Below are 24,021 nucleotides of genomic sequence, written 5' to 3'. Positions count from 1 at the left end.
GTGACTCCACTGCTCTCAGTACTGCTGGCGCGCCCGCCGTACCGAGAAGGCGACGAACCCGGCGCCCAGGCCCAGGAAGGCCGTGCCGCCGAAGAGGTACGGGGACGTGTCCACGGTGCCCGTGTCGGCGAGGGCGCCCTCCGTCTCCGGGCCCGGGGCGGCGGACGTCGAGCGGGCCGGAGCCGACTGTGGCTTCCCGTCCGTGGCGTTGGCCGATGGGACGAACCACAGAGCGCAGAGCAGCGAGCCCGCCGCGGTGGCGGTGAGCAGAGGCCGGCGAGCGACGGACACCTAGTCGATCCCCCTTGTGGATACGGCGAATTGGTGGTGTGTGCCGATGCTAGTGAAAGCAGCGGGTCGCAGGAAAGTCGCGGAGGCCCCGAGCCCTACGCTCCGACGCATGACCACTGAAGAGACACCACGCTATGTCCGCCTCCGGGTGGATTTGGTACTGGAGATCGATGACCCGGAGGCGCTGACCGGCGCGGCCCTGGAGCGCATCGCGGCGGACGAGCTCCTTCCGGACCAGGAACGCGCGCATGCCGAGTCCGCCGTACGGGAAGACGAGGCGGAGGCCCTGGCGTATCTGGTCGACCCCTTCGACCTGGTCGCCGAGGTGCCGGGGGTCGAGCTCGCGCAGGCCTCCTGGAGCAGCGAGGAGATCGAGTACGACCCCGACGACGAGGACTGGGACCTCGACGAGGAAGATGAGGACGACGAGGAGGAGGGGCACGACGGCCCGCGGCCGTGACGTCTTGAAGCCACGGGGCCGGTTTGTCCGGCCCGGGTGGTGTTTCCCACACCTCCTCCGCAATTGGAACCACAGCCTCAGTGGCTATGTTGTTCAGTCGATGGCTTGGGAGACCGGCAACGATGGAGAAGCGTGTGATAACGGAGAGTAAGCGGCGCAAGGGTCTCGTGGCCGCGTCCGCGGTGCTCGGCGGTGTACTGCTGCTGTCGGCCTGCAACGACGACGGCAAGGACAAGGGCAGCAGCGCCGACGCCTCGAAGTCGTCGCAGTCCGACGTCGACAAGGCGGCCGAGAAGGACACCTCCGACGCGAAGATCACCATCACGCCCAAGAACGGCGCCGACAACGTCGGCATCAACAACGACACCAAGGTCTCCGTCACCGACGGCAAGCTGACCTCGGTGGTCATGACGTCGGCCGAGGGCACGCCGGTCGCGGGCAAGATTTCCGCGGACGGGCTGAGCTGGGTGCCGGACAAGCAGCTGAAGCGCTCCGCCAAGTACAAGATCACCGCGACCGCGACGGACGCGAAGGGCCGCGAGGCGCACGAGAACTCCGCCTTCGCCACCGTCTCGCCCGCCAACAGCTTCATCGGCAACTTCACGCCCGAGTCCGGCTCCACGGTCGGCGTGGGCATGCCGGTGTCGGTGACCTTCGACAAGGCCGTCACCAACAAGAAGGACGTCCAGTCCCACATCTCGGTGACCTCCAGCAGCGGCCAGGAGGTCGTGGGCCACTGGTTCGGCGCCCAGCGCCTGGACTTCCGCCCGCAGGACTACTGGAAGTCCGGCTCGACGGTGACCATGAAGCTCGACCTGGACGGCGTCGAGGCCAAGCCGGGCGTCACCGGCGTCCAGGAGAAGACGGTCACCTTCAAGATCGGCCGCAACCAGGTCTCCACGGTGGACGCCAAGACCCACCAGATGACGGTCACCCAGGACGGGAAGACCGTCAAGACGATCCCGATCTCGGCGGGCGCGCCCGACCACAAGACGTACAACGGCACCATGGTGATCTCCGAGAAGTTCAAGGAGACCCGGATGAACGGCGCCACGGTCGGTTTCACCGACGGTGACGGCAAGGGCGAGTACGACATCAAGGACGTCCCGCACGCGATGCGGCTCTCCGCCTCCGGCACGTTCATCCACGGCAACTACTGGGGTGCCAAGTCCATCTTCGGCACCGCCAACACCAGCCACGGCTGTGTGGGTCTGTCCGACACGAAGGGCGCGGGCGACCCGAACACCGCGGCCGCGTGGTTCTACGAGCACTCCATCGTGGGTGACGTGGTCGTCGTCAAGAACACCGGTGACAAGACGATCACGCCGGACAACGGGTTCAGCGACTGGAACATGGGCTGGGCGGCCTGGAAGGCGGGCTCCGCGGTCTGAGCCCGCGCCCGGGCGCGCGCCGGCGGCGTGCGCCCGGTGGCCCCGGGGGTCACTGGGAGCGCGTCGGCGGCGTGACGGGAGCCTGGCGGCCGCCCGGACCGGAGTGCTCCGGGTCCGGCGCCGCCGCCCAGCTCGCCAGCAGCCGCAGCGAGTCCGCCGACGGCGAGCCCGGCTCCGCGTAGTACGTCACCAGCGACAGATCGTGCTCATCGGGCAGCTTCAGCGTCTCGTACGACAGCGTCAGCTCGCCCACCAGCGGGTGGTGCAGCCGCTTGGTCCCATGGCCCTTCTGACGCACGGTGTGGGCGGCCCACAGCGTACGGAACTCGTCGCTCTTGACCGACAGCTCGCCCACCAGCGCCGTGAGCAGCGGGTCGTCCGGGTAGCAGCCCGCGCACAGCCGCAGCACGCCCACCACCTCGGCCGCCTTGTCCTCCCACTCCAGGTACCGCTCGCGGGCAGTCGGGTCGAGGAAGACATGGCGGGCGAAGTTCCGCTCCTCCGCCGGGAGCGAGACGAAGTCCCCGATCAGCGCGGCGGCCATCCGGTTCCAGGCCAGCAGATCGAGCCGGCGGCCCAGGACGTACGCGGGCACCGCCTCCATCGAGTCGATCAGATGCCGCAGCTGCGGCCGCAGCTGTGCCTGCCGGGAGAGCCCGGCCTTCTTCTTCTTGGCCGTCGTCGGCTTGGCCAGATGCGTCAGATGCTGCTGCTCGGCGTCGGTCAGCCGCAGCGCCCGCGCGATCGCGTCGAGCACCTCGGCCGACACGTTCTGCCCGTTCCCCTGCTCGAGGCGGGTGTAGTACGCGACCGAGACCCCGGCCAGCTGCGCCAGCTCCTCCCGGCGCAGCCCCGGCACCCGGCGGTGCCGCCCGAAGTCGGGCAGGCCCACGTCCACGGGCTTGAGGCGGGCCCGGCGGGAGCGGAGGAATTCGCTGAGTTCGGCACGCTGGTCCATGACATCCCAGTATCCGCTGTCGTACGACCATGAGCCTGTCCCTGCCAGTGGTACGCACAGCGCGCGTACGCACGGCGGACGTACGCAGAACAGGGGGCTGGGTGGCGTCCGGCCGCTGCGGCACGGTGGTGGACGTACCCGAGAATCCTGAGGAGTCAAGGCAATGACCACCGTCGCCGCCTACGCCGCCCCCGCCGCCAAGGCCCCGCTGGAGCGCACCACCATCGAGCGCCGCGCCGTCGGCCCGCACGACATCCTGATCGAGATCAAGTACGCCGGTATCTGCCACTCCGACATCCACCAGGCCCGCGAGGGCTGGGGCGAGGCCATCTTCCCGATGGTCCCGGGCCATGAGATCGCCGGTGTGGTCACCGAGGTCGGCTCCTCCGTCGCCAAGTACGCCGTCGGCGACCGCGTCGGCGTCGGCTGCTTCGTCGACTCCTGCGGCGAGTGCGCGCAGTGCGCGGCCGGGCAGGAGCAGTTCTGCGCCCGCGCCGTGGGCACGTACAACGCCGTCGGCCACGACGGCGAGCCCACCTACGGCGGCTACTCCACCCACGTCGTGGTCAGCGAGCGCTTCGCCGTCCGCATCCCCGACAGCCTCTCGCTGGACGTGGCCGCGCCGCTGCTGTGCGCGGGCATCACGCTGTACTCCCCGCTCAAGCGCTGGCAGGCGGGCCCCGGCAAGAAGGTCGCGATCCTGGGCCTCGGCGGCCTCGGCCACATGGGCGTCAAGATCGCGCACGCGCTCGGCGCCGAGGTGACCGTGCTCAGCCAGACGCTGCGCAAGCAGGAGGACGGGCTGAAGCTGGGCGCCGACCACTTCCACGCCACCAGCGACCCGGCGACCTTCTCCGAGCTCGCGGGCTCCCTCGACCTGATCGTCTCCACGGTCTCGGCCCCGCTGGACCTCGGCGCGTACCTCTCGCTGCTGAAGCCGGGCGGCGCGCTGGTGAACGTGGGCGCCCCCGAGGAGCCCAACGAGCTCAACATGTTCGGCCTCATCGGCGGCAACAAGATCCTCGCCGGTTCGATGATCGGCGGCATCGCGGAGACCCAGGAGATGCTGGACTTCTGCGCCGAGCACGGCCTGGGCGCGGAGATCGAACTGATCCGCGCGGAGCAGGTGAACGAGGCGTACGAGCGGGTGCTGGCGAGTGATGTGCGGTACCGGTTCGTGATCGACGCGGCGACGATCTGAGACGCCCCGGACTTTGTGTGCGGGTGTGTGGGTGGCTGGTCGCGCAGTTCCCCGCGCCCCTGGGTAGTCCGGTGTCCTCGGGCGGTCGCCCGCGCCCCTGCTTCGGCCCGGGCTTTGTCTGCGGGCCGGTGGTGGGTTGCTCGCGCAGTTCCCCGCGCCCCTGGGTAGTCCGGTGTGCTCGGGCGGTCGCCCGCGCCCCTGCTTCGGCCCGGGCTTTGTCTGCGGCCCGGTGGCGGGTTGCTCGCGCAGTTCCCCGCGCCCCTGGGTAGTCCGGTGTCCTCGGGGGGTTCCCCGCGCCCTTGGGTGGTCTGTGGTTGAGCTGGGCTCTCCGGCTGCCGGGATCCCCCTAAGGGGCGCGGGGAACTGCGCGACCAGCCACCCACGGTCCGCAGACGAAAGAGGGTTTCCAGGGGCGCGGGGAACTGCGCGAGAGGCGGCCACTCACCCGCAGACGAAGGCCGGGCGCAAGAAGGGGCGCGGGGAACTGCGCGAGCAACCCACCACTCAGCCGCAGACAAAGGCCGGGCCCGTCAACACCCGCTCCGGACCCACCGGTACGGCGAATCCACCCGATACACCCCCGCCCGCCGCACCGTAAGCCGAGTCCACCCCCCGTCCCGGGACAGACACGCCCCCCCACCCACCCGCAACCACGGCGAATACGCGACCCGCACCGTCACGGAACCGGCCCCCGGCATCCGCACCTCCAAGGACGCCGAATCCCCCCGCACCACCACCCCCGGCGCAGAAACCAGCGGCACCGCCCCCCGCACCCGGTACACCGTCCAGTGCGCATCCCCCCACACCCGCTCCAGCCACGGCACACCACCCCGTACCAGCGCCGCCTCCGCCGTGGCGGGGCCGTCCGGGAGGCCGTCGTGGAGGGCGACCAGGCCGACGGCCCAGTGGTCGAGCCACGCCCGGTACGCCGTCGCCGAGAACGACCCGTCGTAGAACAGCCGCCCCCGCTCCACGTCCAACTGCCGGTTCCAGCCGCGCGCGTCGTTGACGTAAGGAGCCAGCACCGCCGCCTCGCGGTGGTTGCGCGCGGGCACCACCTCCACCCGGGTCCGGTCCGCGCCGAACCGGCGCAGCGCGTCCACGACGCCGTCCGTCCGCGCCGCCCACGCGGGCGTGGCGGTGGAGACCTCGATGTCGTCGAGCGTCTTGTCCCGCAGCCAGTTGACGGAGACGAGCAGGACCACGACCAGGACGACCCGCCGCACCCGGTCGAGCCCCGGCGCGAGCACCGCGGCGAGCAGGACGGGCGGCCCGGCGAGCCCGACCAGCCGCTCCACGTTCGAGCCGACGGGGGACGCCACGAGGTACGTGAGGACGACCCCCACCGCGTACACCGCGGAGCCGAAGCGCACCACCCGCCACGTACGTGACGGGGGCGCGGCGAGCACCAGCGCCGCGCAGACGGCGAGCGGCATCCACAACTTGCCCGGCGCCATGGGCTGTTCGCCCTCGAAGGGGAAGAGGAGGGTGGTGGCCGCGACGATCACGGCGGGCGGCGCACTCAGGACGGCGGCCTTGCCCCACTGCCGGTCCAGGCCGTACGCGGCGGCGACCACCACGAGGAAGAGCCCGGCGACGGGGCTGGCCATGGTGGCGAGAGCACTGCTCACACCCGCGAGCACTAGTCCCATCCGAGAGCGGTGCTCCAGTACGAGAGCGCCGTCCTCGCCACCCCCGCCCCGCCGCCCCTGCACCATCAGACAGGCCAGCAGCCCGAAGGCCACCCCCGTCGCGAAGGTCGTACGCCCCGACACGACGTTGCACCACAGCGCCGCCGCCGACAGCAGCGCGGGCCACAGCCCCCGCCAGGCCCCGTCGCCCCCGAACCGCCCGCCCGCCGCGCCCGGTGCCCGTACGAAGAGCAGTGCCATCAGCCACGTACCGCACAGGCCCGCCGCCACCGACACCGTGCGCACCCCGAACGCCGCCATCAGCCACGGCGTCAGCAGGCTGTAGTTGGCGGTGTGCGCGCCGCCGTACCAGGACAGGTTGTACGCCGTGCCCGGGTGCCGGGCCGCGAAGCCGGCCCAGGCCAGCTGGGCCGCGAGGTCGCCGCCGCCGGTCGCGAGGAACAGCGCCCACACCGCGTACAGCGGCAGCACCGCCACCGTGGCGACCACCGGCACGCGCCACTGCGGCCGCTGCCACCGCCCACGCGGCGGCGAGCCCGCGGTGCCCCCGACCGTGTCCGTCCGCAGGACCTGACTGATACCCACCGGCCCACCCTACGGGTGCACACCGACACGGCGAGTGGCCGCACCCGCCCGGCCCCGGACCGGCCGCCATCGGGCGATTGTCAGACCCCCTCCCTACGCTCGAAGGCATGATCACCACACTCGCGGTCGAGAACTACCGGTCCCTGCGGCACCTCGTGGTGCGTCTCGACCGCCTGAACGTGGTGACGGGCGCCAACGGCACCGGGAAGTCGTCCCTCTACCGGGCGCTGCGGCTGCTCGCCGACTCCGCGCGCGGAGGCGCGGTCGCCGCCCTCGCGCGCGAGGGCGGACTGCCGTCCACCCTGTGGGCGGGCCCGGAGAAGACGGGCCGCGCCGTCCGCGAGGGCCTGCGCCCGCTCCAGGGCACGGTCCGCACCGAACCGGTGAGCCTGCGCCTCGGCTTCGCGGGCGACGAGTTCGGTTACGCGGTCGACTTCGGGCACCCCGGCGGCGCGGCGGGCGACCCCAGCTCCCTCTTCACGCTCGACCCGGAGATCAAGCGCGAGGCGATCTGGAGCGGCCCGGTGCTGCGCCCGGCGGCGCTGCTCTCCGAGCGGGCCGGCCCGGCGGTCAAGGTGCGCGCGGCGGACGGGACCTGGCACCGCTCGACGGGCGAGGTCCGGCCGTACGACTCGATGCTGGGCGAGCTCGCGGACCCGCAGCGGGCGCCCGACGTACTGGCGGTGCGCGAGCAGATCCGCGCCTGGCGCTTCTACGACCACGTACGCACCGACGCGCACGCGCCCGCGCGGGGCACGCACATCGGCACCCGTACGCCGGTCCTGAGCGGGGACGGCGCGGACCTCGCCGCCGCGCTCCAGACGATCCGCGAGATCGGGGACCGGGAGGCGCTGGACGAGGCGGTGGACGCGGCGTTCCCCGGCAGCCGGGTGGTGGTGGAACCGGTCGGCGGCCGCCTGGAGCTGGGCCTGCGCCAGCACGGTCTGCTGCGCCCCCTGACGGCGGCGGAACTCTCCGACGGCACCCTGCGCTACCTCCTGTGGGCGGCAGCCCTCCTGACCCCGCGCCCTCCCGCCCTGATGGTCCTCAACGAGCCGGAGACCAGCCTGCACCCGGACCTCCTGACCCCCCTGGCCGACCTGATCCGCAAGGCCACGACCCACACCCAACTGATAGTGGTCACCCACGCCCGCCCCCTGGCCGAGGCCCTGTCGCGCCGGGCCAACGTCATAGAACTGGTCAAGGAGTTCGGCCAGACGGTGGTGGAGGGGCAGGGGGTGCTGGACGAGCCGCTTTGGTATTGGCCGAAGCGGTAGGCCCCGGTGCGAGCCGGCTCGCACCCGCCCGGATCAAGAGGGCCCGGACGCCCCGGCGGCCACGGCCTCCGCGATCCTGACCGCCACATGCGCCGGGACCATACCGACGTCCACCCAGGGCGTGCCCCGGCCGCTCACGGTGGGCCGCAGCCGAACTGTCTGCCGCTCAGGCACCCCGAGCCCCTCGAGGGCCGACTTCAGGGCCTGAGTGGCTTCCTCGGCCCGGTCCCATCCGCCGCGCCACTCGTGCATCTCCATCGGTGGGCCGCCTTTTCTTTCGCCGTCTTCTCTGACGCGGCAATGTTCCGTCCGGTCCTGACGGAATTCCAGACTTATTCACGTTGTGGACTGAATATCATCGCGGAAAGCCGCTGCCCACACCCGCAGCATCTCCCTGGCGGCTTCGCCGAACAAGGCGCGCTCCTCATACCCGGCGAACTCGTCGATGTAGGCCCTGATGTCCTGTGCATCCCGGAAAGCCATTGATCCGGTGGTCAGTTCGGCCGTGACCATCCTGCCGTCATAGATCGTGAATGTGTTCAGGGGCAGTCCTGGCGTACGCATACCGACGGGAATGACTCCCAGTCGCACGTTCGGCAGGTGGGTGAGGGAGATGAGCCGGTCCACTTGCACGGCCATGGCATGCGCGCCGATGAGGGGGAACCGCACGGCTTGTTCGGTCAGGATGAAGGTGAAGCGCTTCGACGTGTCGTAGAGAATCTGCTGGCGTTCCAGTTTCCCGGCGACGGCCTTACTGGTGTCGGCTGGTGAATGTGCCAGGCTGGCCCGGACGTACTCCGGGGTGGCGAGCAGGCCAGTGATCAACGACAGCAGGAAATACCGCATATGCCCGGAGGAGGCCTCCAGCGCCTTCAACTCCGCCTGGCGGCTCCCCAGCCCGGTGCGCCGCAGATTCCGCAGGTTTCGCCACTCGGTGTTCGCGATCCGCGCCAGGGACATGACCCGCTCAACTGCTTCTGGCGGAGCGCCGACACCTCTGAGGTACCGCTCCACATCCACGATGGACGGCCGCACCCTGGCGTTCTCGATCCGGCTCACCTTGGACTGGGAGACGTTCATACGCCGGGCGAGCCGCTCCCCGGAGAGACCTGCCGCCTTGCGCAGTCCCTTCAGCGTGGCCGCCAGCTCCTCGGAGGCCCGGCCGAGCTGTTCAGCCTCGAACGTCACCGCTCACGTACTCCGAGAAGGGCACCGACTCGCTTAACGCGATCCGCTGATACTCGACGAACGGCGCGGGATCACCCTCGTACAGTTCGCGATTGATCTGTCTGCCGTCCGGCTCGTAGTTCATCAGGACGACCGTGGAGCGGTCGAACAGCCAGAAGTCCAGGACGCCGGCCAACGGGTTCGGCCGGTCGGTCACATCGAGGATGCGGATCATCTCGCCGGCTGCCGTATGAGGCTCGTAGTACCGAGAGAACTCGAACCTCAGATAGTCGGAGAGCGGGCGAGTGAGGATACGGACTCGCCCGTTCGTCCTGCCTTCAGTGCACTGCCTCTTGACGCGGTCGGTGTAACCGGACCGGTAGGACCCAAGGTCGATGCGCTTGCCCTCCTCGAATGCCCGGATTTCGGCTTCCTCCTGCGGCATCAGGTATCGAGGAAGCGTTTCGAGTCGCCAGGCTTCCGTGCGGAAGGAATGGAACATCGCCCGCCACTCGTCACCATCCAAGAGCACGCACGGCCTCCCGCAGCACCTCTTCCGGAATCTCGACAAGACCTTCCCCGAGCGGTGGTGTGAATACTCGGGAAAGCTCGCCCTGAACGACGATGGAGCCCGAAGCGGTGCGATAGACGTTCGGGCAGTCCTCTTCCCCACAGGGACCACCGTTGCCGTTGCCGGTGAGCCGGATCAAATCCTCATGCGTCATGGCCGAACCCCTTGTGCCGGGGCCCTGTTCGGGCCTGTGCACACGACGGTACGAGGGGCGGTCGCGGCCGTCCATGCACGAACGCGACTATGCGCGTCTTGGCATAAACCGGTACGGCACGCGGAGGAGGGAAGACACGTGCGGCGTCAGCCCTCCGCCCGGGCCACCCCGATCGGGCACGAGACCCCGGTCCCGCCGATCCCGCAATACCCGCCAGGGTTCTTGTCCAAGTACTGCTGGTGATACGGCTCGGCCGGGTAGAACGTGCGGCCCTCCGCCGGGAGGATTTCTGTGGTGATCGTGCCGTAGCCCGAGCCCTTGAGGACCTGCTGGTAGGCCTCGCGGGACGCGGTGGCCTCGGTGGCCTGGGCGGGGGTGTGGGTGTAGATCGCGGAGCGGTACTGGGTGCCCACGTCGTTGCCCTGGCGGAAGCCCTGGGTCGGGTTGTGGGACTCCCAGAAGAGCTTCAGGAGGGTGGCGTACGAGACGACCTTCGGGTCGTACACCACGCGGACCGCCTCCGTGTGGCCCGTCAGGCCCGAGCAGACCTCCTCGTACGCGGGGTTCCGCGTGTAGCCGCCCTGGTAGCCCACCAGGGTCGTCCACACGCCCTCCGTCTGCCAGAACTTGCGCTCGGCGCCCCAGAAGCAGCCCAGGCCGAAGTCCGCCACCTCCAGGCCCTCGGGGTAGGGGCCCAGCAGCGGGTTGCCCAGGACCGTGTGGCGGTCGGGGACGGTGAATTCCGGCTCGGGGCGGCCCTTGAGGGCCTCCTCGGGCTTGGGGAGGACGGGCGTACGGCTGTTCAGGAACATGCTGGGCTCCTCGGCCAGGGCGGTGGCGTCAGTGGCTGTGGCGGCTGGTTTCGTCCACCCCGTGCAACGTACGGGAACAGGCCAGGATTCCCCCGCCCCGAACCCCGCCCCCTACCGCGGCAGCGTCGCCGGGTTCCCCCCGTTCGCCTCGTACCCCGCCACCGCCAGCGCGCGGTATATCGCGTACTCCGCCGCCGGGTCCTCGGACAGGGTCCACGGCAGGGCTCCCACGAAGCCGTCGAGGTGGACGAACTGGTCCAGGGCCTCCGACCAGCGCTCCGCGCGGACCAGGAAGAACGCCAGCAGATGGCGGACGTGGGCCAGGACCGGGTCGTCGGCGCGGGCCGAGTGGACCGCGTGCAGGGCGCCCTCCAGGGCCCGGCTCACCACCTGGGTGCGGTGGAAGTCCGTGACCAGGACGATGTCGGGCATGTGCTCGTACACCGCGAACAGCGGCAGCGCGGCCAGCAGTGAGCCGTGCGGCGCGCGCGCCGCCGCCGAGGTCGCGAACTCGTCCGCCAGCGCGCGCGACCCGTGCCACTTCTCGCACCAGTAGTGCAAGGCCGCCAGGTGCGCCCCCATGTGGTGGGGCGCGCGGTCGAGCACCTTCGCCCACAGCTGCTCGAACTCAGGGTGCGGATACGCCAGTCCGCGCGCCACCGCCAGCTCCGTCAGATACGGCACCGGGTCGCCCGGCGCCAGCAGCGCCGCCTCCGCGCAGACCGCGCGCGCCTCCTCCAGGATGATGCGGAAGTCGTCCTTCCCCGCCGACGAGGAGCGCCACGCCTGCTGGACCAGGAACTCCGCGTGCACCTGCGCGGCGCCCGCGTCCTTGGGTGCCTCCGAGCGCCACTTGCGCAGCCAGGCGCCGCCGACCCCTGGGCGCTGCGCCAGTTCGAGGGAGGCCGCGCCCGCGAAGGCCTGGACGCGCTGCCAGCGCAGCTCGCCCTCCTTGGGCGTGCCGGCGAGCAGCTGCGCCGCCGCCCGCCACTCCTGGGTGGCCTGCACCACGTCCAGCACGTCCAGGAGGTCCTGGTCGGGGCCCGGCAGCCGCACGTCCAGCTCCTCCTGGCGCGCGAAGCCGTACTCAGCTGGGTCCGCGGCGTCCGGCGCGCCCGGCTCGGCCAGCTGGATGCCGGCCCGGCGGCGCCGCAGCCACGGGCCCAGGGCCATCGTCACCATGCACGCGGCGATCAGGATCCAGAGAATCTGCATGCTTCAAGCGAACCAGACCCCATGGACATCTGGCCAACCCGCGCCCGAGCCTGTGGATAACCCCGTGCCCGGGCCCGTCCTGCCCTGACGTACAGCCCGTCCCGGCCTGACGTACAGCCCGTCCCGGCCTGACGTACAGCCCCGCCCCGACCCGCGCCGACGGCGGGCCTCGCACCCCGCCCTCGGCCCCCGCCCTCGGCCCCGCCCACGGCCCCCGCCCTCGGCCCCGTACTCGCCCCCCAGCCCCGCCCGGTCTCACCCAGCGGCGACCCCGATCTCAACAAACGGCGAGCGCCCCCGCCTCCGCCACCGGCGAACTAGGCTCTGGACCATGAGCCACGAGCACCTCGACAAGAGCTTCGAGACCATCGCGATCCACGCCGGGAACACCGCGGATCCGCTGACCGGTGCGGTCGTACCCCCGATCTACCAGGTCTCCACCTACAAGCAGGACGGCGTCGGCGGGCTGCGCGGCGGCTATGAGTACAGCCGCAGCGCCAACCCGACGCGCACCGCCCTCGAAGAGAACCTGGCGGCCCTGGAGGGCGGTGTCCGCGGGCTCGCCTTCGCCTCCGGGCTCGCCGCCGAGGACTGCCTGCTGCGTACGCTGCTGGCCCCCGGCGACCACGTGGTCATCCCCAACGACGCGTACGGCGGTACGTTCCGTCTCTTCGCCAAGGTCGTCTCCCGGTGGGGCGTGGAGTGGTCGGTCGCCGACACCTCCGACCCGGCGTCGGTGCGGGCCGCGGTCACCGACCGTACGAAGGCGATCTGGGTCGAGACCCCCTCGAACCCGCTGCTCGGCATCACCGACATCGCCGCCGTCGCGGCGGTCGCCAAGGACGTCGGCGCCAAGCTGGTCGTCGACAACACCTTCGCCAGCCCCTACCTCCAGCAGCCGCTGGCGCTGGGCGCGGACGTCGTCGTGCACTCGCTGACGAAGTACATGGGCGGCCACTCGGACGTCGTGGGCGGCGCCCTCGTCACCAACTCGACCGAGCTGGGCGAGGAGTTGGCGTACCACCAGAACGCCATGGGTGCGGTCGCCGGGCCGTTCGACTCCTGGCTGGTGCTGCGCGGCATCAAGACGCTGCCGGTGCGCATGGACCGGCACAGCGAGAACGCCGGGAAGATCGCGGAGATGCTGACCCGCCACCCCAAGGTGTCGCAGGTGCTCTACCCGGGGCTGCCCGAGCACCCGGGCCACGAGGTCGCGGCGAAGCAGATGCGCGCCTTCGGCGGCATGGTGTCGTTCCGGGTCACCGGTGGCGAGCAGGAGGCGGTCGACCTGTGCGCCCGCACCAAGGTCTTCACGCTGGGCGAGTCGCTGGGCGGCGTCGAGTCGCTCATCGAGCACCCGGGCCGGATGACGCACGCCAGCGTCGCCGGGTCCGCCCTGGAGGTGCCAGGCGACCTGGTGCGGCTGTCCGTCGGCATCGAGAACGTGGACGACCTGCTGGCCGACCTCCAGCAGGCGCTGGGCTGACGGTCCGCGTCGCGCGCGTGGGGGCGGGCCCCCACGCGCGCGTGCCCCGAGAACCCCTCCACCCGTACGCGCGCGTGGTCGTCAGAACCCCTCCACCGGTGGCGCCACCGTCGACGGCGGCGCCACCCACGGGTGCACCCGCGACGCCCACACCGCGAAGACGACCGCCGCCGCCACGATCACCAGCCACATCAGCCGCCGCGCGGCCTGGCGGCGGCGCAGCAGTCTGAGTCCCAACTCCGCCGAGCGCACGGCCAGTTCGGCCGGGACGGTGGGGTGCGGCCCCTCCAGGATGCGGCGGACCTCCGCCTCCTTGCGGTCGGGCATGCTCATGGCGCCCCCTCGGTCATGGAGTGCGCGTCCCGCTCAGGGGCCCCCGCCCCGCTCATGAGACCCCCTCCGCCGTCGCCCTCGGCAGCGGGTTGCGCGGCCCCGCCCGGGCGCTGCGCATCGTCGCGATCGCGCGCGTGCAGATCACCCGGACCCGCTCGGCCGGCAGGCCGATCAGCGCGGCCACCTGCTCCTCGGCGACGCCCTCGTACAGCCGCAGGACCAGGACGAGCCGCTCCTGCGGGGTGAGCCGGGCCAGCACGCCGGCGGCCCGGTCGCGGTGGCGGTGGTAGCGCCAGGCGGTGCGCGCGAACCGGGCCGCCAGCTCCTGGCGGGTGCGGTCGTACGGGTCCTCGCCGTGCTCGGGGTCCCAGCGCGCGTACGTCCGCGCGAGGGCGGCGGTCAGCAGCTGCCGGGCCCGTTCGTTGTCCTCGGGGGGCTCGGCGGTGAGCAGGGTGGCGGCATGCAGCAGCCGGCCCCCCGCGCCCGCCACGAACGCCTCGAACTCGCGGGCGCCGCGGCGCTGCCGTTCCGTCTGCCGCTCGCGCATGGCCTCATATGAAGCCCGTGCGCGCGGCAGGTCAAGAGGTCGGCGCCGCCGGGTCCTGGGCGGCCGACTGGCGGGCCGAGAGAGCGGAGTTGAAGCGGGTCAGGAGGGTGCAGAAGGACTCACGTTCCTCCTCGCTCCAGCCGTCGGTCACCTGCGCCATGAGTTCGCGGCGGGAGGAGCGCACCTCTTCGAGGCGCGTCTGGCCGCGCGGGGACAGCTGGAGCACGACGGCCCGGCCGTCCTCCGGGTGCGAGGTCCGTTTCACCAGGCCGGTGTCGACGAGCGGGGCGACCTGGCGGGTGACCGTCGAGGAGTCGATGCCCATGCCGGCGGCGAGCGCCTTGACGCCCATCGGGCCTTCCTGGTCGAGCCTGTTGAGCAGCAGGTACGCCGCGCGGTCCATCGAGTTGCGGACCTGGCCGACGCCGCCGAGACGGGTCTGCTCCGCGCGGCGCGCGAAGATGGCCACCTGGTGCTGGAGGGCATCGAGGAGACCTGGGTCGAGATGGGAAGTCATGTCCTGAGTAGTGGGCATGGCCGGGGCTCTCTCGTGCGGCGGTCGGTGTGGTGGGGGACAGAGTACGCGGCCGGACCGGTACGCGTACCGGCCCTGCGCAAAGCTGTGGACAACTGCTCCGGGGATCCGGTCCGCAGCGGCCGTTGGGCTCATGAGCTGCGAGACTTGCGGTCATGAGCTTCAGTACGCCTGACCCCTTGCACCCCCTGATCCTCGATGACGTCAGGGGCGCGCAGAAGATGCTCTCGGGGGTCGCCAGGATGACCGCGATGGAGGGGTCGCGGCATCTGACGCAGCTGGTCGGCGCCCCGGTCCACCTCAAGTGCGAGAACCTCCAGCGCACCGGCTCCTTCAAGCTCAGAGGCGCCTACGTACGGATCGCGGGGCTGCGTCCCGAGGAGAAGGCGGCCGGGGTGGTGGCCGCCAGCGCGGGCAACCACGCGCAGGGCGTGGCGCTGGCCTCCTCGCTCCTGGGCGTGCGCTCCACGGTGTTCATGCCGGTGGGCGCGCCCCTGCCGAAGGTCGCTGCGACCCGGGAGTACGGGGCGGAGGTCGTCCTGCACGGCACGGTCGTCGACGAGACGCTGGCGGCGGCCGAGGCGTACGCGCGCGAGACGGGCGCCGTCTTCATCCACCCCTTCGACCACCCGGACATCATCGCGGGCCAGGGCACGGTCGGCCTGGAGATCCTGGAGCAGTGCCCGGAGGTGCGCACGATCGTCGTCGGGATCGGCGGCGGCGGCCTCGCGGCGGGCATCGCGGTGGCGGTGAAGGCGGTGCGCCCCGATGTGAGGGTGGTCGGTGTGCAGGCGGCGGCCTCGGCCGCGTACCCGCCCTCGCTGGCCGCCGGGCACCCGGTGGCGATCGACCCGGCCCCGACGATGGCCGACGGGATCAAGGTCGGGCGGCCCGGCGATGTGCCGTTCGGGGTGATCAAGGAGCTGGTGGACGAGGTCCGCACGGTCTCCGAGGACGAGCTCTCCAGCGCGCTGCTGCTCTGTCTGGAGCGGGCCAAGCTGGTCGTGGAGCCCGCCGGGGCGAGCCCGGTGGCGGCGCTGCTGAGCGATCCGGGGGCGTTCCGGGGGCCGGTGGTGGCGGTGCTGTCGGGCGGCAACGTCGATCCGGTGCTGCTCCAGCGGATCCTGCGGCACGGCATGGCGGCGGCCGGGCGCTATTTGAGCCTGCGGCTGCGCCTGCCGGACCGGCCGGGGGCCCTCGCCGGGCTTCTCAGGTCGTTGTCAGTGGTCGACGCTAACGTCCTGGATGTGAGCCACGTACGGACCGACCCGCGGCTCGGACTCACCGAAGTGGAGGTGGAGTTGCACCTGGAGACGAAGGGGCCGGAGCACTGCCTGGAGGTCGGGGTGGCGCTGCGGGAAGAGGGGTACCAGGTCATCTCCTGACCATGGCGGCCCCCGCCCGCACCCAGCGTCGTCAAAGGTCGTCAAACCCCTTGAGTAAACGCGATACATCGCGTTAGTGTGTGTTCCGCGCCACAGCACCACCGGGCATCACCTGCCCGGCAAATCTAGGCTTTGTTGTACGAAACGACACCCGACTCTGGGGGTACCCAACATGCCAGGCGCCATCTATGCCGAAGGCCTGGTGAAGACGTTCGGCGACGTAAAGGCTCTGGACGGCGTGGACCTCGATGTCCCCGAGGGCACGGTTCTGGGCCTGCTCGGCCCCAACGGCGCCGGCAAGACCACCACCGTGCGCGTCCTGACCACCCTGCTCCGGCCCGACAGCGGCCGGGCCACGGTCGCGGGCATCGACGTGCTCAAACATCCCAACGAAGTGCGCCGCGCGATCGGTCTGTCCGGCCAGTTCGCGGCCGTCGACGAGTATCTGACCGGCCGTGAGAACCTCCAAATGGTGGGCCAGCTCTACCAGATGAAGGCCAGGGAGGCGAAGGCCAGGGCGGCCGAACTCCTGGAGAAGTTCAATCTGGCGGAGGCCGCCGACCGCCCCGCCAAGACGTACTCGGGCGGTATGCGCCGCCGCCTCGACCTGGCCGCCGCGCTGGTCGTCTCGCCGCCCGTGATGTTCATGGACGAGCCGACGACCGGCCTCGACCCGCGCAACCGCCAGCAGCTGTGGGAGGTCATCCAGGAGCTCGTCGCGGGCGGCACCACCCTGCTGCTCACCACGCAGTACCTGGAGGAGGCCGACCACCTCGCGCACGACATCTGCGTGGTCGACCACGGCCGGGTGATCGAGCGCGGCACCGCCGACCAGCTCAAGGCCCGCACCGGCGGCGAGCGCGTCGAGGTCGTGGTGCACCAGCACGAGGAGATAGAGCCCGCCCGCGCGGTGCTCGCCGGGTTCGGCAAGGGAGAGGTCTCCGTCGCCGAGCACACCCGCAAGCTCACCGTGCCGGTCACCGGCGGCGCCAAGCTGCTCGCCGAGGTCATCCGCGAGCTCGACAACCGCGGAGTGGAGATCGACGACATCGGGCTGCGCCGCCCGACCCTCGACGACGTCTTCATCTCCCTCACCGGCCATGTGGCCGAGCAGAAGGACGAGGACGAGAAGGAGGGCTCCAAGTGACCGCCGTCGTCGAATCCCCCCGGACAGCAGCCCCGCAGCCGCGCGGCGGCGTCGTCCAGTCGGTCAACGACTCCCTGGTCGTGGCCAAGCGCAATCTGATCCGGATGATGCGCATCCCCGAGATGATCATTTTCGGGCTGATCCAGCCGATCATGTTCGTGGTGCTGTTCAGCTACGTGTTCGGAGGCTCGGTCAGCATCGGCGGCTCACTGGACCCCAAGGGGTACCGCGAGTTCCTGATGGCGGGCATCTTCGCGCAGACCGTCACCTTCGCCACGGCAGGCGCGGGCGCGGGCATCGCGGACGACATGCACAAGGGGCTCATCGACCGCTTCCGGTCGCTGCCCATGGCCCGCGGCGCGGTCCTCACCGGCCGCACCCTGGCCGACCTGGTGCAGACCGCGCTGACCGTGGTGGTGCTCGCCGTGGTCGGCCTGCTGGTCGGCTGGCGCGTCCACCACGGCATACCCAAGGCGCTCGGCGCGTTCGCGCTGCTGCTTCTGCTGGGGTACGCGTTCTCCTGGATCGGCGCCCTGATCGGCCTCTCGGTGCGTACGCCGGAGGCGGCCACCTCGGGCGGGCTGATCTGGCTCTTCCCGGTGACGTTCGTGTCCAACGCCTTCGTCGCCACCTCCGGGATGACGCCGTGGCTGCGGCACGTGGCCGAGTGGAACCCGTTCAGCGCCACCGTCCAGGCCTGCCGTGACCTCTTCGGGAACCCGGGCGTGGTGCCGTCCGACGCCTGGCCGATGCAGCACCCGGTGATCGCCTCGCTGCTCTGGTCGCTGCTGATCATCGTGGTGTTCCGCACCCTGGCGGTGCGCAAGTACCGCTCGGCGACGGCCTGACACACAGGCCTGACACACAGGCCTGACACACAGGCCTGACTCCGGCGGATACGACGAAGCCCCCGACGGCCCTGGGAAGGGCGGCCGCCGGGGGCTCTCGACCTCGTACGGGAGCGGGCTCAGCCCGTGTACGGCGTGGCGGCGAGGATCTTCACCGAGGCCTTGCGGCCGTTCGGCAGCTCGTACTCGGCGTCCTCGCCGACCTTCTTGCCGTTGACGCCGGAACCCAGCGGGGACTGCGGGGAGTACGTCTCGATCTGCGTCGACGCGTACTCGCGCGAGGCGAGCAGGAACTCCAGGGTGTCGTCCTCGTCGCCGTCGAAGGCGATCGTGACGAGCATGCCGGGGGCCACCACGCCGTCCGCGGCGGGCGCCTCGCCGACCTTGGCGTGCTCCAGGAGCTGGGTCAGCTGGCGGACCCGGAGCTCCATCTTGCCCTGCTCCTCCTTGGCCGCGTGGTACCCGCCGTTCTCCCGGAGGTCACCCTCCTCGCGGGCCGCCGCGATCTTTACGGCGATCTCCGTGCGCGCGGGACCAGACAGGTACTCCAGCTCGGCCTTGAGCTGGTTGTACGCCTCCTGGGTCAGCCAGGTGACGTTGTCGCTGGTCTGGGTCACAGGTGCTCCTCGTCGGTACTGGGAATACAAGCGCATCGCCCTACCCAGAAGGATGTGCCTTCTCGGGCGGGCGAAACCACGAGCCTAACAATTCAGGGCGGGAAGGGGGAGGACGAAAACCGCAGGGAAATCGTCGGCGCAGGTCAGCGCGGATGAGCTGGGGGGTGGGCTGGGGGAGTCGGCCCGTGCCGGACCGGCCCCGTACCGGAGCGAGTGGCTCCGCCGGGTGGGCCGCCCGTGTCGCGCCCGTACCGGAGCGAGTGGCTCCGTCGGCCGGACCGCTCGTACCGGCGCCGGCTGCTGCGTCGGTCAGACCGACTTGCAGCCGACCAGGTCGACCGCGGTGGCCCGCGAGGTGGTCTGGACCGTGATCATCTCGTCGATCCGGCCCTTTCGCTGCTCGAAGCGCACGTCTTTGCGGCCGACCTCGTCGCCGTCGCGCTCCAGGGCGCGCAGGGTGCAGACACCCGTCTCGCCGCTGCCCTTGTGCACTTCCAGATGGACGTCGACGGCCTTCGCGGAGACCACCTTGAACGTGATGACCTGGGCGGACACGGACTGGCCGCCCACGTAGTCATAGCCGATCCAGCCGACCACACCGAGCAGCGCGACGCCCAGGACCGAGCCGATGATCTTGAGCTTACGGTCGGCCCGCTGGTCCGCGGTGCGCCCGTAGCGCCCCTCGGGAAGCGGTTGGCTTGCCGCGGCCATGGTCGTCCTCCTGCTGCTGGGGGTGCCGGAATTTTCCGCCCCCCGATTCGGTCACTATAGAAGCCGCCCATCGCGCCGGATCACAGAGGGCAACACCCAGGGCGCCGAATCACTGAGGATCTTGTCTTGACTGAGCAGCTGCGACTGATGGCCGTGCACGCCCACCCCGACGACGAGTCGAGCAAGGGCGCGGCCACCATGGCGAAGTACGTGTCCGAGGGGGTGGATGTGCTGGTGGTGACCTGCACGGGAGGCGAGCGCGGCTCCATCCTCAACCCGAAGCTCCAGGGCGACAAGTACATCGAGGAGCACATCCACGAGGTGCGCAAGAAGGAGATGGACGAGGCCCGCGAGATCCTGGGGATCAAGCAGGAGTGGCTCGGTTTCGTCGACTCGGGCCTGCCGGAGGGCGACCCGCTGCCTCCGCTGCCCGAGGGCTGCTTCGCCCTGGAGGACGTGGACAAGGCGGCGGGCGAGCTGGTCCGCAAGATCCGCGCCTTCCGTCCGCAGGTGATCACCACGTACGACGAGAACGGTGGCTACCCGCACCCGGACCACATCATGACCCACAAGATCTCCATGGTGGCGTTCGACGGGGCGGGTGACACGGAGAAGTTCCCCGAGGACGAGTTCGGCCCGGCCTACCGGCCGAGCAAGCTCTACTACAACCAGGGCTTCAACAAGCCGCGCACGCTGGCGCTGCACCACGCGCTGCTCGACCGTGGCATGGAGTCGCCGTACGGGGAGTGGCTGGAGCGCTGGAAGGAGTTCGAGCGGGTCGAGCGGACGCTGACCACGCACGTTCCCTGCGCGGACTTCTTCGAGATCCGCGACAAGGCGCTGATCGCGCACGCCACGCAGATCGACCCCGACGGCGGCTGGTTCCGGGTCCCGATGGAGATCCAGAAGGAGGTCTGGCCGACGGAGGAGTACGAGCTGGCGAAGTCGCTCGTGGACACTTCCCTCCCCGAGGACGACCTCTTCGCGGGCGTACGCGAGAATGCCTGATATGAGCGCAAGCCTGGCAATGACGCACTTGGTCCCGCTGGCCAAGGAGATCGACAACGACAAGGTGACGCCCGGGGTTCTCGGCTTCATCGTTTTCGCGGCGTTGGCCGTGGGGGTGTGGTTGCTGATGAAGTCCATGAACCGGCACATGGGGAAGGTCTCCTTCGAGGAGGCGCCGGAGTCCGGGCGGGACGCGGGCGCCTCCGGCGAGGGTGCGGCGAAGTAGGCCCGGTCTTTGGCTGCGGGTGCGTGGTGGGCTGGTCGCGCAGTTCCCCGCGCCCCCTAGGGGGTCGGGGTCGGGCTCGACGGGCAGTTGGCCCGGGCGCCCCTAGGGGGTCGGGGTCGGCCCTGGCGCAGGACCGGCCCCTACCGGCTTGACCGCGGTCAGCGTTCCGCGCCCACCGGGACCCCCATCACCTCCCGGGAGTGGCGGGTCGGGACCAGGCCCAGGGGCCAGGCCTGCCAGCCTGCCTCCAGTTCCACGCCGCGCTCCAGCATCAGCGCGTACGCCTCCGCGCAGTCCTCCAGCTTGCTGTCGCGGGTGGCGTGGTGGGCGCGGATCAGCTGGGCGAGCTCCTCCTGGGCCACCGCGACGCCGATCTCGGAGCCGCCCGCCGAGGCGTACGGCAGCAGGGTGCAGCGCAGGAAGCGGGCCCAGTCGCCGCCCCGGCGGTCCCCGTACGAGTCGAACAGCTCGACCGCCTCGTCGCACAGCCGCAGCGCCTGGGGCGCGCGGTTGTTGCCCGCGTCGATCAGGGCCAGCTCCAGACAGGTCCAGGCCTCGCCGTGGGCGACCCCGATGCGTTGGAAGTCGGCGCGGGCGTCGACCAGGAGCTGACGGGCGAAGCCGGAGTTGCGCAGGTTGCCGGTCTGGGCCGCGCGCTGGTCGCGGGTGACCCGGCCGGAGTGGTGGCGGGCGCAGGCCAGCCCGTACACGTCACGCATCCGCGAGAACATCGTCCGGGCCCGCTCCAGCTCGCGGACCGCCTGGTCGCGGTCGCCGCGCTCCTCCAGGGCCTGGCCCAGGTAGTACAGCGTCCACGCCTCGCCGCGCGCGTCCTCCTGGTCCCGGTGGCGGGACAGGGCCTGGCGCAGCCCGTCGACGGCCGGCGAGGGATCGCCGTCCACCAGGCGGGCGCGGGCCAGCTGGGTCAGCGCCCAGGCCTCGCCGCGGCCGTCGCGGGTGCGGCCGTACAGGTCGAGCGCGGTGCGCAGGGCCTCCTCGGCGCGCGGCACGTCGCCCATCCGCAGACACACCTGGCCCAGCTGGAAGTGCGTCCAGGCCTCGCCATGCAGGGACTCGCCCTCGCGGTGCAGGGCCAGCGCCGTGTCCAGCAGGGTCAGCGCCTCCGCCAGGTTCGCCCGGTCGCGCTCGACCGCCGCCAGCGCGTGCAGCGACCAGGCCCGGTCCTCGTCCTGCTCGGGCGCGGCCTGGAGGTCGATGGCCTCGCGCAGCTTCGCCGCCGCCTCGGTGAGGTTGCCCTGGTGGTGCAGGGTGATGCCGAGCGAGGCGAGCGCGAGCGCCGCGCCCGCGTCGTTCTGCGCCTCGCGGTAGAGGCCGACCACCGAGGTCAAGGTGGTGCGGGCGGTGTCCAGCTCGCCGAGCTGGCGGGCCGCGATGCCGGTGCGCCAGCGCACCGAACGCTCCAGCAGGCCCTGGTCGACGGCCTGGGACAGCTCGCTGATCTCGCCGAGGCGGTAGAGGTCGCCGCGCAGCAGGCAGTAGTCGCACAGTGCGCCCAGCAGGTTGAGCACCGCCTGCTGGTTGATGTCCTCGGCGTCGCGCAGCGCGGCCGTGATGAAGCTGGACTCGTCGTCCAGCCAGCGCAGGGCCGCGTCCAGCGAGGTGAAGCCGTGGCTGCCGAACTGCCCGGCGCGGGTGGAGAGTTTGCCGTCGACCATACGGATCACCGCGTCGGCGAGCTCGGCGTAGTTGCGGATCAGCCGCTCCTGGGCGGCGGTGCGCTCGGCGGCCTCCTCCTCGTCGAGGAGCCGGGCCCGCGCGAACGCCCGTACGGTGTCGTGGAGGCGGTAGCGGTCGGCGCGGACCCGGTCGACCAGGCCCGCCCGCGCCAGGTCCTCCAGCAGCCGGCCGCCCTCCGCCTCGCCGGTGGCGAGCAGCGCGGCCGCGGCCGCCGCGCCCAGCGAGGCCCGTCCGGCGAGCGCCAGGCGCCGCAGCAGCCGGCGCGGCTGCTCGCCCTGGTCGGTGTAGCGCAGCCACAGGGCGCGCTCGACGGGCGCGACCGGGCCGTACGCGCCGAGGTCGGCCGCCAGCGCGCGGGCGTCGCGGGAGCCCAGCGAGGAGCCCGCGACCCGCAGCGCGAGCGGCAGCCCGCCGCACAACTCCCGTACGAGCACGCTCGCCTCGCCGTCGTACGGTTCCTTGAAGTCCTCCTGGGCCGCCTCGCGCAGCAGCTCCTCCGCGCCCGCCTCGTCCAGCGGCTCCACCGCGAGCTGGTGCACCCACGCCGGGAAGTCCTCGGGCAGCTCCAGCGGCCGCGCGGCCGTCACCAGGACCAGGCTGTCGGAGCGCTCGGGCACCAGGGTGCGCACCTGCTCGGCGTCGACGGCGTCGTCCAGGACCACGGTGACCGGAAGACCCGTCAGATGCTGGTGGTAGAGCTCGGCGAGGCGGCGCACCTGCTGGTCGGCCGAGGACCGCTCACGGAACAGGAGCTGCTCACGCGGCGCGCCGAGCCGGTTGAGCAGGTGCAGCAGGGCGTCGCGGGTGGACAGCGGCGGCTGCGGGCCCTGGCCGCCGCCGCGCAGGTCCACCAGGCAGGCGCCCCGGAACTGGTCCCGCAGCTGGTGCGCCGCCCGCACCGCCAGCGTGGTGCGGCCCACGCCCGCCGGGCCGTGCAGCACCACCACGGTGGGGCGGGTCTCGGTCGCGGCGCGGGCCGAGTGCACCCACTGGGCGATCCGGGTGATCTCCGCGCGCCGCCCCGCGAACGGCCCGTGCGGCTCGGGCAGATGGCCGAACGACTGCTCCAGGACCGACCGGCGCCGGGCCGCCGCGCTCTTGTCCGTGCCGCGCAGCTGGGTGGGCACGGACGCGCTCGTCTTCTTGCCGGTACGGGCCGCCGGGGCCGTCATCCGCTGCTGGTCCAGGAACGGGCGGATGCCCCGTACGTCCAGGGCGGTCAGCCACTCCAGCCGCAGCTGCTCGGCGCCGCCCGGCCGGCCGAGCTCGCCCGCGCGCCGGTGGGCCGCGGGCCAGTGCGCGGCCGTCACCCGCAGGACGGTGGCCGCGGCCCCGGCGACGGCCACCGCCGCCCCGGCGCCGACCGCGGGCCCCGCGCCGGTGCCCAGCGCCGTGTCGGCGACGACCGCGGTGACCGCCGCGACGGCCGTCACCAGGAACGCCGTACCCGCCCTCTCCCGCGCGAACCGGGCGCCGAGCGTCGGCTGCCCGGCCTCCGCCTCGTCCAGCGCCCGGGTGTATGCCGCGTACTCCTCCTCGGCGCTCGCCGCCAGCGATTCCAGCGCGGAGCGCCCGCGTGTCAGCAGCGCCTGGGCGTCGGCCCGGCCACCCGAGCGCCGCACCTCCTCCTCCACCGCGCGCTCCAACAGCCGCTCGGCCTCCGCCCGATGGCCGTCCCGCATATGCGTCCCCCTCCGAGAGCGTCAGCCAAGCCTTGAGTCCTGGTCGAGTGTGCCGCCACTGTCA

25 protein-coding genes are annotated in these 24,021 nt (G+C 71.6%); 10 read left to right on the top strand and 15 right to left on the bottom strand.

The features are described from left to right. Positions 1-15: 15 nt before the first annotated feature. The gene (locus ABD236_RS02905) at positions 16-291 is read right to left on the bottom strand and encodes a hypothetical protein (RefSeq protein ID WP_344069682.1); all 276 of its coding nucleotides are present in this window, start codon (positions 289-291) and stop codon (positions 16-18) included. 109 nt (positions 292-400) lie between these two features. Here ABD236_RS02905 and ABD236_RS02900 point away from each other — a divergent pair, with 109 nt between their 5' ends. Beyond that, complete coding sequence (locus tag ABD236_RS02900; RefSeq protein ID WP_344069679.1) at positions 401-751, top strand: hypothetical protein; 351 nt, start codon at positions 401-403, stop codon at positions 749-751. A 122-nt stretch (positions 752-873) separates the two neighbouring features. Continuing rightward, on the top strand, positions 874-2,142 hold the full coding sequence (locus ABD236_RS02895) for a L,D-transpeptidase (protein ID WP_344069676.1): 1,269 nt from the start codon (positions 874-876) through the stop codon (positions 2,140-2,142). A gap of 49 nt (positions 2,143-2,191) precedes the next feature. On the opposite strand, the gene ABD236_RS02890 is transcribed toward ABD236_RS02895, so the two are convergent. Continuing rightward, positions 2,192-3,100, bottom strand: a complete 909-nt coding sequence (locus ABD236_RS02890; RefSeq protein WP_344069673.1) for a helix-turn-helix domain-containing protein — start codon at positions 3,098-3,100, stop codon at positions 2,192-2,194. Between the two features lie 163 nt (positions 3,101-3,263). Here ABD236_RS02890 and ABD236_RS02885 point away from each other — a divergent pair, with 163 nt between their 5' ends. Then, positions 3,264-4,301, top strand: a complete 1,038-nt coding sequence (locus ABD236_RS02885) for an NAD(P)-dependent alcohol dehydrogenase (protein WP_344069670.1) — start codon at positions 3,264-3,266, stop codon at positions 4,299-4,301. 530 nt (positions 4,302-4,831) lie between these two features. Here the strand turns inward: ABD236_RS02885 and ABD236_RS02880 are convergent. Continuing rightward, positions 4,832-6,448: a hypothetical protein gene (locus ABD236_RS02880; protein WP_344069731.1), complete on the bottom strand. Its 1,617-nt coding sequence runs from the start codon at positions 6,446-6,448 to the stop codon at positions 4,832-4,834. 197 nt (positions 6,449-6,645) lie between these two features. On the opposite strand from ABD236_RS02880, the gene ABD236_RS02875 reads away from it, so the two are divergent. Then, entirely contained in the window at positions 6,646-7,815 is a 1,170-nt protein-coding gene (locus ABD236_RS02875; protein WP_344069667.1) for an AAA family ATPase, read from the top strand. Positions 7,816-7,848: 33 nt separating this feature from the next. Here ABD236_RS02875 and ABD236_RS02870 read toward each other — a convergent pair whose 3' ends face one another. The 6 genes from ABD236_RS02870 to ABD236_RS02845 all read right to left on the bottom strand — a co-directional run bounded on the left by ABD236_RS02870 (position 7,849) and on the right by ABD236_RS02845 (position 11,734). Next, a complete protein-coding gene (locus tag ABD236_RS02870; RefSeq protein ID WP_344069664.1) occupies positions 7,849-8,073 on the bottom strand; it encodes a hypothetical protein in 225 nt (74 codons plus the stop codon). Between the two features lie 78 nt (positions 8,074-8,151). Next, positions 8,152-9,003, bottom strand: a complete 852-nt coding sequence (locus ABD236_RS02865) for a helix-turn-helix domain-containing protein (protein WP_344069661.1) — start codon at positions 9,001-9,003, stop codon at positions 8,152-8,154. Then, positions 8,987-9,514 (bottom strand): DUF6879 family protein, encoded by a 528-nt coding sequence (locus ABD236_RS02860; RefSeq protein ID WP_344069658.1) that lies wholly within the window; start codon positions 9,512-9,514, stop codon positions 8,987-8,989. The genes ABD236_RS02865 and ABD236_RS02860 overlap by 17 nt, the downstream gene beginning before the upstream one ends. Further along, positions 9,498-9,707, bottom strand: a complete 210-nt coding sequence (locus ABD236_RS02855; RefSeq protein ID WP_344069656.1) for a hypothetical protein — start codon at positions 9,705-9,707, stop codon at positions 9,498-9,500. The genes ABD236_RS02860 and ABD236_RS02855 overlap by 17 nt, the downstream gene beginning before the upstream one ends. Positions 9,708-9,853: 146 nt before the next feature. Then, positions 9,854-10,519, bottom strand: a complete 666-nt coding sequence (gene msrA / locus ABD236_RS02850; protein WP_344069653.1) for a peptide-methionine (S)-S-oxide reductase MsrA — start codon at positions 10,517-10,519, stop codon at positions 9,854-9,856. Positions 10,520-10,630: 111 nt separating this feature from the next. Continuing rightward, positions 10,631-11,734, bottom strand: coding sequence for a tetratricopeptide repeat protein (locus ABD236_RS02845; RefSeq protein WP_344069650.1), 1,104 nt, complete (start codon positions 11,732-11,734; stop codon positions 10,631-10,633). A gap of 331 nt (positions 11,735-12,065) precedes the next feature. Between ABD236_RS02845 and ABD236_RS02840 the strand changes: the two genes are divergently transcribed. Continuing rightward, entirely contained in the window at positions 12,066-13,220 is a 1,155-nt protein-coding gene (locus ABD236_RS02840) for a cystathionine gamma-synthase (RefSeq protein ID WP_344069647.1), read from the top strand. Between the two features lie 81 nt (positions 13,221-13,301). Here ABD236_RS02840 and ABD236_RS02835 read toward each other — a convergent pair whose 3' ends face one another. Genes ABD236_RS02835 through ABD236_RS02825 form a run of 3 tightly spaced genes read right to left on the bottom strand, consistent with a single transcriptional unit; the run spans position 13,302 to position 14,635 of the window. Next, positions 13,302-13,553 (bottom strand): hypothetical protein, encoded by a 252-nt coding sequence (locus ABD236_RS02835; RefSeq protein ID WP_344069644.1) that lies wholly within the window; start codon positions 13,551-13,553, stop codon positions 13,302-13,304. 52 nt (positions 13,554-13,605) lie between these two features. After that, positions 13,606-14,100: a sigma factor-like helix-turn-helix DNA-binding protein gene (locus ABD236_RS02830; RefSeq protein ID WP_344069641.1), complete on the bottom strand. Its 495-nt coding sequence runs from the start codon at positions 14,098-14,100 to the stop codon at positions 13,606-13,608. A gap of 31 nt (positions 14,101-14,131) precedes the next feature. After that, positions 14,132-14,635, bottom strand: coding sequence for a MarR family winged helix-turn-helix transcriptional regulator (locus tag ABD236_RS02825; protein WP_101389790.1), 504 nt, complete (start codon positions 14,633-14,635; stop codon positions 14,132-14,134). A gap of 155 nt (positions 14,636-14,790) precedes the next feature. On the opposite strand from ABD236_RS02825, the gene ilvA reads away from it, so the two are divergent. From ilvA to ABD236_RS02810, 3 genes are all read left to right on the top strand, one after another. Next, complete coding sequence (gene ilvA, locus ABD236_RS02820) at positions 14,791-16,020, top strand: threonine ammonia-lyase (protein WP_344069636.1); 1,230 nt, start codon at positions 14,791-14,793, stop codon at positions 16,018-16,020. A gap of 172 nt (positions 16,021-16,192) precedes the next feature. After that, positions 16,193-17,167, top strand: a complete 975-nt coding sequence (locus tag ABD236_RS02815) for an ATP-binding cassette domain-containing protein (RefSeq protein ID WP_344069633.1) — start codon at positions 16,193-16,195, stop codon at positions 17,165-17,167. Then, the gene (locus ABD236_RS02810; protein WP_344069630.1) at positions 17,164-18,015 is read left to right on the top strand and encodes an ABC transporter permease; all 852 of its coding nucleotides are present in this window, start codon (positions 17,164-17,166) and stop codon (positions 18,013-18,015) included. Before ABD236_RS02815 ends, ABD236_RS02810 begins: the two co-directional genes overlap by 4 nt. Positions 18,016-18,134: 119 nt before the next feature. Here the strand turns inward: ABD236_RS02810 and greA are convergent, their stop codons facing one another. Continuing rightward, a complete protein-coding gene (gene greA / locus ABD236_RS02805; protein ID WP_344069626.1) occupies positions 18,135-18,632 on the bottom strand; it encodes a transcription elongation factor GreA in 498 nt (165 codons plus the stop codon). Positions 18,633-18,941: 309 nt separating this feature from the next. After that, entirely contained in the window at positions 18,942-19,343 is a 402-nt protein-coding gene (locus ABD236_RS02800; protein ID WP_344069623.1) for a DUF4307 domain-containing protein, read from the bottom strand. Positions 19,344-19,469: 126 nt separating this feature from the next. Between ABD236_RS02800 and mca the strand changes: the two genes are divergently transcribed. Both mca and ABD236_RS02790 read left to right on the top strand, forming a co-directional pair. After that, positions 19,470-20,351 carry a mycothiol conjugate amidase Mca gene (gene mca, locus ABD236_RS02795; protein ID WP_344069620.1) on the top strand — a complete coding sequence of 294 codons (882 nt, stop codon included), beginning with the start codon at positions 19,470-19,472 and terminating at the stop codon, positions 20,349-20,351. After that, the gene (locus ABD236_RS02790; RefSeq protein ID WP_344069617.1) at positions 20,344-20,577 is read left to right on the top strand and encodes a hypothetical protein; all 234 of its coding nucleotides are present in this window, start codon (positions 20,344-20,346) and stop codon (positions 20,575-20,577) included. Before mca ends, ABD236_RS02790 begins: the two co-directional genes overlap by 8 nt. Positions 20,578-20,735: 158 nt before the next feature. Here the strand turns inward: ABD236_RS02790 and ABD236_RS02785 are convergent, their stop codons facing one another. Then, positions 20,736-23,957: a tetratricopeptide repeat protein gene (locus ABD236_RS02785; protein WP_344069614.1), complete on the bottom strand. Its 3,222-nt coding sequence runs from the start codon at positions 23,955-23,957 to the stop codon at positions 20,736-20,738. Positions 23,958-24,021 lie beyond the last annotated feature (64 nt).

The organism is Streptomyces crystallinus (genome assembly GCF_039521265.1).
GTDB classification, from domain to species: Bacteria; Actinomycetota; Actinomycetes; order Streptomycetales; family Streptomycetaceae; genus Streptomyces; species Streptomyces crystallinus.
This window is presented reverse-complemented; position numbering and strand designations above follow the sequence as displayed.